Source organism: Actinoplanes subtropicus (genome assembly GCF_000721705.1).
Taxonomy (GTDB): domain Bacteria; phylum Actinomycetota; class Actinomycetes; order Mycobacteriales; family Micromonosporaceae; genus Actinoplanes; species Actinoplanes subtropicus.
Genome location: NZ_JOJL01000005.1, coordinates 187914 through 196484, shown reverse-complemented (window position 1 = coordinate 196484; position 8571 = coordinate 187914). Strand labels below are relative to the sequence as shown.

The 8571-nt window shown below is 71.4% G+C and carries 9 protein-coding genes and 1 pseudogene; 1 reads left to right on the top strand and 9 read right to left on the bottom strand.

What is annotated here, in order from left to right:
* Positions 1–222 precede the first annotated feature (222 nt).
* Together IH26_RS0109495 and IH26_RS0109490 are read right to left on the bottom strand one after the other, a co-directional pair.
* Complete coding sequence (locus IH26_RS0109495; protein WP_051807839.1) at positions 223–954, bottom strand: hypothetical protein; 732 nt, start codon at positions 952–954, stop codon at positions 223–225.
* Positions 955–1215: 261 nt separating this feature from the next.
* Entirely contained in the window at positions 1216–1977 is a 762-nt protein-coding gene (locus IH26_RS0109490; RefSeq protein WP_030435761.1) for an SIR2 family NAD-dependent protein deacylase, read from the bottom strand.
* Between the two features lie 59 nt (positions 1978–2036).
* Here IH26_RS0109490 and IH26_RS64480 point away from each other — a divergent pair.
* Positions 2037–2177 (top strand): annotated as a pseudogene (locus IH26_RS64480) (IS630 family transposase); the annotation flags it as partial.
* 54 nt (positions 2178–2231) lie between these two features.
* On the opposite strand, the gene IH26_RS0109485 reads toward IH26_RS64480, so the two are convergent.
* The 7 genes from IH26_RS0109485 to IH26_RS0109455 all read right to left on the bottom strand — a co-directional run bounded on the left by IH26_RS0109485 (position 2232) and on the right by IH26_RS0109455 (position 8563).
* Entirely contained in the window at positions 2232–2432 is a 201-nt protein-coding gene (locus tag IH26_RS0109485) for a hypothetical protein (RefSeq protein WP_030435760.1), read from the bottom strand.
* Between the two features lie 18 nt (positions 2433–2450).
* Complete coding sequence (locus tag IH26_RS0109480) at positions 2451–2699, bottom strand: hypothetical protein (RefSeq protein WP_030435759.1); 249 nt, start codon at positions 2697–2699, stop codon at positions 2451–2453.
* Between the two features lie 29 nt (positions 2700–2728).
* Complete coding sequence (locus IH26_RS0109475) at positions 2729–4039, bottom strand: hypothetical protein (protein WP_030435758.1); 1311 nt, start codon at positions 4037–4039, stop codon at positions 2729–2731.
* Between the two features lie 268 nt (positions 4040–4307).
* Positions 4308–5555, bottom strand: coding sequence for an O-antigen ligase family protein (locus tag IH26_RS0109470; RefSeq protein WP_030435757.1), 1248 nt, complete (start codon positions 5553–5555; stop codon positions 4308–4310).
* Positions 5552–6856 (bottom strand): lipopolysaccharide biosynthesis protein, encoded by a 1305-nt coding sequence (locus IH26_RS0109465; protein WP_157437132.1) that lies wholly within the window; start codon positions 6854–6856, stop codon positions 5552–5554. Before IH26_RS0109465 ends, IH26_RS0109470 begins: the two co-directional genes overlap by 4 nt.
* Positions 6857–6860: 4 nt before the next feature.
* On the bottom strand, positions 6861–7565 hold the full coding sequence (locus tag IH26_RS0109460) for a sugar transferase (RefSeq protein ID WP_245665065.1): 705 nt from the start codon (positions 7563–7565) through the stop codon (positions 6861–6863).
* A complete protein-coding gene (locus IH26_RS0109455) occupies positions 7562–8563 on the bottom strand; it encodes a glycosyltransferase family 2 protein (RefSeq protein WP_030435754.1) in 1002 nt (333 codons plus the stop codon). Before IH26_RS0109455 ends, IH26_RS0109460 begins: the two co-directional genes overlap by 4 nt.
* Between the last annotated feature and the right edge of the window lie 8 nt (positions 8564–8571).

Sequence of the window (8571 nt, the reverse complement as noted above, 5' to 3'; positions counted from 1 at the left end):
AGCGGCCCACAGGGCTTGCTTGAGCCGGATGCATGGAAACGTGCACGTCCGGTTCTGAGGGGGCGACGGCGCAGCAATGCGCCGTCGCTACCCGGCCGATCAGGTCACTACGGAGTGTTACTCCTGGCGTGGGACGTGGTGGTGATGGGGGTGGTGCCACCTACCGTCGATGCAGCTACTCTCGCGGACTCGGTGGCCGCGACTGCGCTCGTCGAGTTGCCGCTACAGGTGGTGCCCGGCGGCGAGGACAGCGGGCGGCTCGGTCGCTGTCGCCGATCGGGCCGTCTCGACCGGCAGTTCGACCAAGGCGGTGCAGTCGGGTCGCGCGCATTCGCAGTCGAACAGCTGGGCCGCGGGCCGGATGCCGGCCTTTGGCTGGTGCGCGAGCCAGCCCAGGCACTGCGAGACGATGCTCTGATTGGTGTATCGGAGCAGTTCTCGGCGTTGCGCCACGGTGGTCGCCACCGGGCCGTCGGTCAACCGGCGGGCGAACACCCGCTCCACCCGCGCAACAATCTGGGCGACGCTCAGATTGTCCACCCGCAGGATCGCCGGGCCCGAGGCCGCCGCGGGTTCGGTGACGGGGCCCCACTGCCGCAGATACCGGGGTGGCACCCCGTCCGGGTGCCGTTGTTCAAGCCGGGCCCGCTGTACGGAGGGTGAAGGCAGCAGCCACACCGCTTGGCCCGCGACGGCGGCTGTGGCGGCGGGCGGTGGGCCGTCGACCACGATGATCGGGAAGTCCGGCAGCGCGCACAGGTCCTCGACGATCAGCGGTCCCCGGTCGTACTCGATCTCCTCCGGCCGAGCGAGCCTGCGTTGCTCCGGGGTCAGCGCGGCGAACCGCTGAGCATTGCGGACGCCGCCGGCCACCGCCCGGTCGAGGTGCTGCCAGGTTTGCGCGTCGCAGTTGTACCAACGTAGCCCGTGCCGGCGAGCGAGCCGGCGCGTCACGGTCGTCTTGCCAGCTCCGGCCGGGCCGCCAAGCCACAGGACATGCGATAGGCGGCCAACGCCTTCGACGCTAATTCTTGAACCCCTTCCTATCGGCGGGAGACGGCGCCGCGGTCGTTGTGCCCCGATCGCTGCCCACTACCGACGATAGAGCCAGAGGCGCATTCATTTAGCCGCGATTCTCGCGCTGCACGAAGTCGGGGGTCGCCGTTGCGGCATCGGACGGAGGGACCCGCCGTTCCTGGCCGGTGTCCGGTCCGTTCAGCCGACGGCTTGGACGGTCTTGCTGATGGCGGCGCAGATCTGGGGGAGGGCCACCCCGATCGGTTCCCGGATGATCTCGACGGCGAGGTCGTCGTAGGGAGTCGGATCGCGGTTGACGATCACCAGCCGGCTGCCGGCGTTGACTGCCACCGCGCACAGCGAAGCGACCGGCTCGACCCGCAACGAGCTACCGACGGCGAGCAGGAGTTCGGCGTTGGCGGCGATCCGCTCGGCCAGGCCGGTGGTGGCAGGGTCGAGGTGCTCGCCGAACAGCACGACGGCCAGCTTCAGGATCGCTCCGCAGTCGGTGCACCGGGGGTCGCTGTCTCCCGCTTCGACCCGGGCCATCGTCTGTTCGCTCGGCGTACGCCGGCCGCAGCCGGTGCAGATCACCTCGTGCATCGTGCCGTGCAACTCGAGCACCTTGCGCCGGCTGGAGCCGGCGCGCTGCTGCAACCCGTCCACGTTCTGCGTCAGGACGCGGACCGCCACGCCGGAGCGTTCCAGGCCGGCGAGCGCGTGGTGCGCCGCGTTCGGCTGGGCCTGCCAGGCCGGGTGCTCGCGGTAGGTGTGCCAGAACGCCGCCCGGACGCCCGGGTCGGCCATGAACGACTGATACGTGAACGCCTTGACCAGCGCCGGATCGAGGGTCCACACGCCGGACGGTCCCCGGTAGTCAGGGATCCCGGAGTCCGTCGAGATACCGGCGCCGGTGAGGACCGCCACCCGCTCCACGCCGCCGATCCAACTCCCGATCATGGTCGCTGATCGTAGGTCGCCGGCGTCGCCCCGGCGAGGCAATTACGCAGGCGCTGCGGATCCGTGCGTGGGCGGCTCGGAACAAGGTTGAGTACGCCTCTTGGGCCAAGCCGACCGAGGCCCAATTCGGGCGACTACGCGCCCGCATCCGCCGCGAACGACGACGACGCTGGGGCCAACCCACTACTCGAGCGGCCTGACCCCACCACCTCGAACGTCGAACAAGGAATCGGGGTTCCGGAAGCGGCCTCCGGTCAGATCCGGGACTTGAGCTCCTGGTAGAACTTGGCCGGCTCGAGGCCGTTCAGCTCGTCGTCGATGCGGACGTCGACCACCCGCTGCCCGTCCCGCGGCACCAGCCGGGCGGTCGGCGCGCCGGTGCCGGCCTTCGGCTCGCCGTCCGACGTGCCCAGCACGTTGTCCTTCTCGTCGAGCAGTACGTGAACGATGCGCATGCCACCCTCCTCAGGGGATCAGAAGCCGCCGCCGCGCCACTGGAACGCGACCGGGTTGGCGCCGTCGTTGCGTACGACGGCGTGATAGGTGATGTGACCGTTGGTGTCGAGGCTCTCCGCCGTCTGGGTGGTGACCAGCTCGCCCGAGGGTCCGAGCGGCTCGGCCTGGATCAGCTGGGGGCCGACGTCACCGTTGCCGCCCCACGAGAACCACCAGTCCTGCGAGACGCCGGGACCGATCGTCCCGGATCCGGATGTCCATGCCATAACCTCTCCTGAAAGATTCGGGTACGGCCCTAACGGCCGCCACCGCGCCATTGGAAGCGGACCGCCGACGGGCCGTCGTTGCGGACCGTCGCGTGATAGCCGAGGTGCCCGTTGGTGTCCGAGGTCTCGCTGACCTGGACGGTCACCAGCTCGCCCGACGGCTCGACCGGCTGGGCCTGGATCAGCTGCGGTCCGACGTCGCCGGTGCCGCCCCAGGAGAACCACCAGTCCTGCGAGGTGCCCGGGGCGATGCTGCCGAAGCCCGAGACCCAGTACGGGCTGGGCCGGTACCAGATGTCGACCTCGCCGGCGTCGGCCGACACGTCCTCGTTCTCGACCAGCGTGTGCTGCCCGGTGTCGGTGACGTCGTTGTGGCCGGTCCAGGTGAACGACGGGTGGGTCGTCCCGGTGTCGATGCCGATGCCGCGCATCGCGGTGTACGACGAGTTCGGGTAGTCGGACGCGACCGTCACGCCGTACGCCTCAAGGGTCTCGATGCACCAGGTCAGCTCCTCGACGTCCTGGATCGGCAGGCCCGCGGTGGCGATGCCGGTGAACTCGCAGTCGTAGCTGAACCCGGCCGGACCCTGCCCGGTCAGCGTCATCACGCCGGTGAGGACGTCGCCCTCGTCGACATCGACCAGGGTCGAATGGAACGACTGGCCGGTCTGGCCGTCCGCGTACCAGCTCGCGACCGACCATTTCGCGCCGCCGCCGGCGGCCGACGGTCCCCACTGCAGCACCGGCTGGTAGATCATCGTGGAGTTCTGGATGCCGTTGAAGAGGAAGATGGTCTGCCCGTTGCTGGTGGCCGGCGCGGGTGGCACGGTCCAGGTGGTGGTGAAGCGGGACACCGGGGTGCCGGTGTCGTTGAGCCACGACGCGTACGTGATCCAGCCGCTGCCCAGAGCCGGGATGGCCGTTTCCGCTTCCCTTTCCGGGCGTCGCACCTGGAACGGCATGAGCGGCCGGCCGAACGGCCGGACCGGCATCACGCCGTGGTCGGTGACGACCCGGCCGTCGGGCGCCAGCGTCTCCATCCGCTGCTCCCGCAGCCGGAGGCGGTGGCCGGGCGGCACCTCGTGCACCTGGGATCGGCGCCGGAGCCCGCCGGGGGTCAGGACGAGGTCGTCGGGCCCGCCCTGCTGTTCCTGCTGCCTCTGGGGACCGCTCTCCGTGTCCGCCATGGCCCGTCCTTTCTCGCGTTCCACCTCCGCCGCGTCGCGCACCGAGAGGGAGCCGTCCGCCCCCGCGACCACGACCGACCCGGGCGGTACCAGGTGGGTCGACGATCGCGGTCGCGGACCGCCGGGAGCAATGACCGTCTCGTCGTCGGACATGACGCACGCTTCCTTTTTGCCCGATCGATTAATGCGCGATGCGCGCTGATCAAAAGGTATTGACATTGGTCGACAAATGTCCGACGCCGCTGTTCCGGACGTCCGGGTGCCCTGGTGGGAGGCGTGGGAACCCGCGCTTTATCAGCCGACAATAGGACCGGGGCAACGGCGCGTGGCACCCGTTGTCATCAAGCCGACTGGGCCCGTATTCGGCTTTTCCTCGATGATCCGCGCCCGGATGCCGGGGCCGATCACCTCGACCACCGCGTCAACGCCGAGCGCTCATCGACCGGCCGGCCCGGGGCCGCGCCGGCCGGTGCGCGGGGCTGGGCGGCCGCGGCGGATCCGCCGGGACCGCCGCCAACAGCAGGAAGATCCACATCAGGCGGCCGTCGTAGTAGTCGCCGGAGAAGAAGCTGGCGCTCAGGATGAAGATGCCGCAGTAACCCGCCGCCCGGCCGGACAGTGTTCGCTGAGGCTTGGGGGTCGCGGCGTACTCGTGGCGCAGCGCCCAGAAGGCCACCGCCAGCAGGATCAGGCCGACCGCGCCGCCCTCGGCCGCGACCGCCAGCGGCAGGTTGTGCACGTATTTCTCGCCGGGCCCCAGGTCGGTGATGGCGTAGAAGCCGTGCACGCCCACGCCGACGATGGGTTCCTCCAGGAACAGGCCGAGGCCCTTCTCGTACAGCACGTCGCGGCCGGCGCTCTGGTGCTTCTGCAGCGTGGTGGCGATGAACCGGTTGTTGATCAGGAACATGATCTGGTCGCCGAACAGGAACCAGACCACGCCGCCGAGGACGGGGAGGGCGGCCAGGGGCTTGAAGCCGCCGTACTGCCGGGCGAAGCGGACCAGGCTGCGCATCGCGATGGTGCTGATGACGCCGAGCGAGACCAGGCCGCCGCGGGAGCCCGAGGCGATCGAGCCGACCAGGAACGCCGGGGCGGAGATCAGCCAGAGGGAGCGGCCGCGGCTGCGGAAGTAGAAGTACGCCGTGGCGATCAGGCCGAGGACCTCGACGCGGACGAAGACGTTCGGGCCGCCGCTGAACGCCGACCAGCGGCCGGCCTGGGTGTGGCCGTGGCCGGACGCCGCGTACAGGAAATACAGCCAGGCGGCCGCGTACCAGCAGCCCATCGTCAGCCGGAACACCCGGTCGCGGTCCCATTCGGCGAGGGCGGTGTAGACGACGACGAGGATGGTCATCGCCACGAAGTCGCCCAGGACGTCGTGGATGACCGCGTTGCCGGGCGCCCACGCCGCCGAGAGCATCTGGTAGGTGAACAGCACCAGGAGCGGCTGCAGGGCCCGCCGGGCCGGGGCGGAGTGCAGCGGGTGGATCCCGGCGTGGTTCACCTCGAGGGCGAACGCCATGAGCACGGCGGAGAAGAGCAGCACGCGTACGTCGTTGAGCACCGGGATGGCCAGCCCGGCCCGCTCCAGCGTGAAGTGCCCGGACAGGGTGGCCACGAAGACGGACACGACCACGACGGGGCTGGGCCGGGCGTACGCAATCATGGTTTTGATCTGCTGGCCGGAACCGGGATCGCGCGCAGCAGTGCGAGGTACGAGGACACGGCGAGCGCGACCGCGGCGGCGCCGAAACCGGCCAGCGCCGCCTGCCAGGCGTCCAGCCCCAGGGCGGCGGCACCGTAGGTGGCCACCACCTCGACCGCCAGGCTGCCGACCAGCAGCACGGTGGTGACCGGCGCCTCGCGCAGGGCGTCGATCGTCGGGCGGGCCGCGTAGTACACCGCGAGCGGGATGGAGACCGGCGCGCCGAAGCGGATCATGGTGTCCGCCCCGGCGAAGTCGCCGCCCAGGAACCAGTGCACCAGCGGCGTGGCGACGACCAGCAGCGTCGCGCTGGCCAGGGCCGCCACCCCGGCCGCCGCGAACGGGAGCACCTTGAGCCCGTGGGCCAGTTCGGCGCCGAACGTGCGGCCGGCGGCCTCGGTGTCGGCGGCGTGCCCGCTGAGCCGGGGCAGCAGGACCGGGTTGAGCATGCCGAAGATCGCGCAGATCAGGGTGATCGCCGAAGTGGCGAAGCCGACGTAGCCGGCCTCCGCGGTGCTGTGCGAGGTGGCCGCGACGAAGAAGGTGGGGAAGGCGAACAGCCCGGGCAGCGCGACATCGCCCGGCGTCCGGCGGATCCCGTAGCGCAGCACGGTGCGCAACGGCGGCGCCGGCCGGGGCGTGGCGCGGCGTTCGGCCCGGCGCGGCCCGGCCTTCGCGATGCCCCAGCAAGCCACGACGGTCATCGCGACGCCCTGCAAAGTGAGGAAGACGTGCATCCGGCTGGTGACGAGGAACGCCGCCAGCGGCAGGACGCCGAAACCGAGCAGCGAGGCGAGCACGGACCGGCCCACCTGCCCGCAGCCGCGCAGCGCCGCCGCCGAGACGGTGCACAGGCAGACGCCGGCGGTCAGCACCACGGCCGCCCGCACCTCGCGGGCGCCGCCGATGCCGAACAACCGGCCGACGTCGCCGGCCAGCGCCACCGCGGCCAGGCCGACCACGTTCAGCAGCACGACCTCCAGCAGGAACGCCTGCCGGGCCAGCACCCGGATCCGGCGGCCGGCCCGGGGCAGGTAGCGGTGCAGCGCGGAGACCAGGCCGATCAGCGCGAGCGGCTGCACGGTGGACACCATGCCCCGGGCGACCTGGTAGTAGGCGAAGCCGGCCACCCCGGCCCGCCGGGCGACGAGGTGGAACAGCAGCAGGCCGGCGGCGAGCGTCAGCCAGTGTGCCGCCGTCGTGGCGACATAGTCCCGCCGCACCCCGGCCGGCACGCGGGCCAGCAAGCTCCTCGCCGGCACGTCGTCAGGCGCGGGTCCGGGTGGCGGCCACGACGCGCTCCAGCAGCTCGTCGATCCGCCGGTAGCGCAGCAGGGCCAGCGCGGTCAGCCCGAGGATCCGCAGGTCCGTGCCGTAGCTCCGGCATTCCAGGTAGGCCAGTGCCAGCTCCATCTTCCGGGGCCGGACCAGGGCCTCGTACGCGGCGTGCGGGTCGGGCCAGCCGGCGAGGATCGCGCCCAGGTCGCGGTAGCGGATCGACGACCAGTCGGTGATGCCGGGCCGGATCTGGAACAGTTGCCGCTGCTCGGGGGTGTATCGCGCGGCGTCCCGCTCCACCGGCGGGCGCGGGCCGACCAGGCTCATGTCGCCGCGCAGCACGTTGACCAGCTGCGGCAGCTCGTCCAGCTTCCAGCGGCGCAGGAAGCGCCCGGTCCTGGTCTGCCGGGGGTCGTCGTTCGCGGTCTGGTAGACGCCCGAGCGTTCCGCGCCGATGACCATGGTGCGGAACTTGAACATGGGGAACGTCTTGCCGTCCCGGCCGACCCGCAGCCCCGCGAAGATCACCGGTCCGCCGTCCTCCCAGCGGATCCGCCAGGCGATGGCGGCGGCCACCGGGGCGGTGACGACCAGCGCGGCGGCGGCCAGGGCGATGTCGGTGGCCCGCTTCGCGGCCTCGTAGCGCGGCGCGATCTCCGGCGTACGCGTCGCGGTCCGGTATCCGGCCGTCATCGCCGCCTGCCGGCCGGGTCCAGGATGCCCACGATCGAACCGGCGCCGTAGACGACATGCGTGGCCACGAAGACGACCGGCATGCCGACCAGGAGCCCGGGGTCGCGATGGCGCGCGGCCAGGCGGGCCGAGGCGATCAAAATCAGGCTGCCGTACGTGCCCAGCACGGCCCCGGCCACGCGCCGGACGAGCACCGAACGCGGTCCGAGCACGGCGGCGCCGGCCAGCCCGAGCACGAAACCGGCCGGCACCGCGGTGCGCCACGAGCCGATCCACCGGCCGATCGTGCGGCTCGCCCGGAACGGCCAGTACCCGGTGAGGAACGTCCACGAGACGAACTCGGGCCAGTCGCCGCGCGGGTAGTAGGTGCAGACGATGTCCGGCAGCAGCAGGATCTTCCCGCCCGCGGCCCGCAGGCGCTGGTTGAACTCGAGGTCCTGGGTGCGGGTGAGCCGCTCGTCGAACAGGCCGATCCGGTCGAAGACCTCGCGGCGGTAGCAGCCGCCGAAGACGGTGTCGACCCAGCGCGGTCCGGGCGCGCCGGTCCGGTACTTCGCGTTGCCGGCCGCGAGCGGGTGCGTGTTGGCCAGCGAGATGGCCCGGCTGAGCAGGTCGTGGTCGCGGGGCCGGGCCTGGCGTACGCCGCCGACGTTGTCCGCATCGGGGTGCTCGATCAGCCCCTCGACGCAGCGGCGCAGGTAGTCGTGCTCGTACACGGCGTGCACGTCCAGGCGGATGATGACCTCGCCCTTCGCCTGCTCGATGCCGAGGTTCAGGGCGACCGGCTTGCTGCGGCCGGGGTTGTCGACCATCCGCAGCCGGCTCTCCCGGGCGGCGTACTCCCGGACGATCTCCCGGGTGCCGTCGTCGCTCATGCCGTCGACGAGCAGGATCTCCATCCGGTCCGCCGGGTAGTCGTTGGCGAGCACTGAGTCCAGGAAGGCGGCGACGAACCGGGCCTCGTTCCAGCACGGGATCACCACGCTCAGGAAGGGCATGTCGGTCA

Coding starts and splice junctions, on each gene's coding strand:
- IH26_RS0109490 (WP_030435761.1), bottom strand. CDS start 1,977: ATGATCGGGAGTTGGATCGGCGGCGTGGAGCGGGTGGCGGTCCTCACC.
- IH26_RS0109485 (WP_030435760.1), bottom strand. CDS start 2,432: ATGCGCATCGTTCACGTACTGCTCGACGAGAAGGACAACGTGCTGGGC.
- IH26_RS0109480 (WP_030435759.1), bottom strand. CDS start 2,699: ATGGCATGGACATCCGGATCCGGGACGATCGGTCCCGGCGTCTCGCAG.
- IH26_RS0109475 (WP_030435758.1), bottom strand. CDS start 4,039: ATGTCCGACGACGAGACGGTCATTGCTCCCGGCGGTCCGCGACCGCGA.
- IH26_RS0109470 (WP_030435757.1), bottom strand. CDS start 5,555: ATGATTGCGTACGCCCGGCCCAGCCCCGTCGTGGTCGTGTCCGTCTTC.
- IH26_RS0109460 (WP_245665065.1), bottom strand. CDS start 7,565: ATGACGGCCGGATACCGGACCGCGACGCGTACGCCGGAGATCGCGCCG.
- IH26_RS0109455 (WP_030435754.1), bottom strand. CDS start 8,563: ATGCCCTTCCTGAGCGTGGTGATCCCGTGCTGGAACGAGGCCCGGTTC.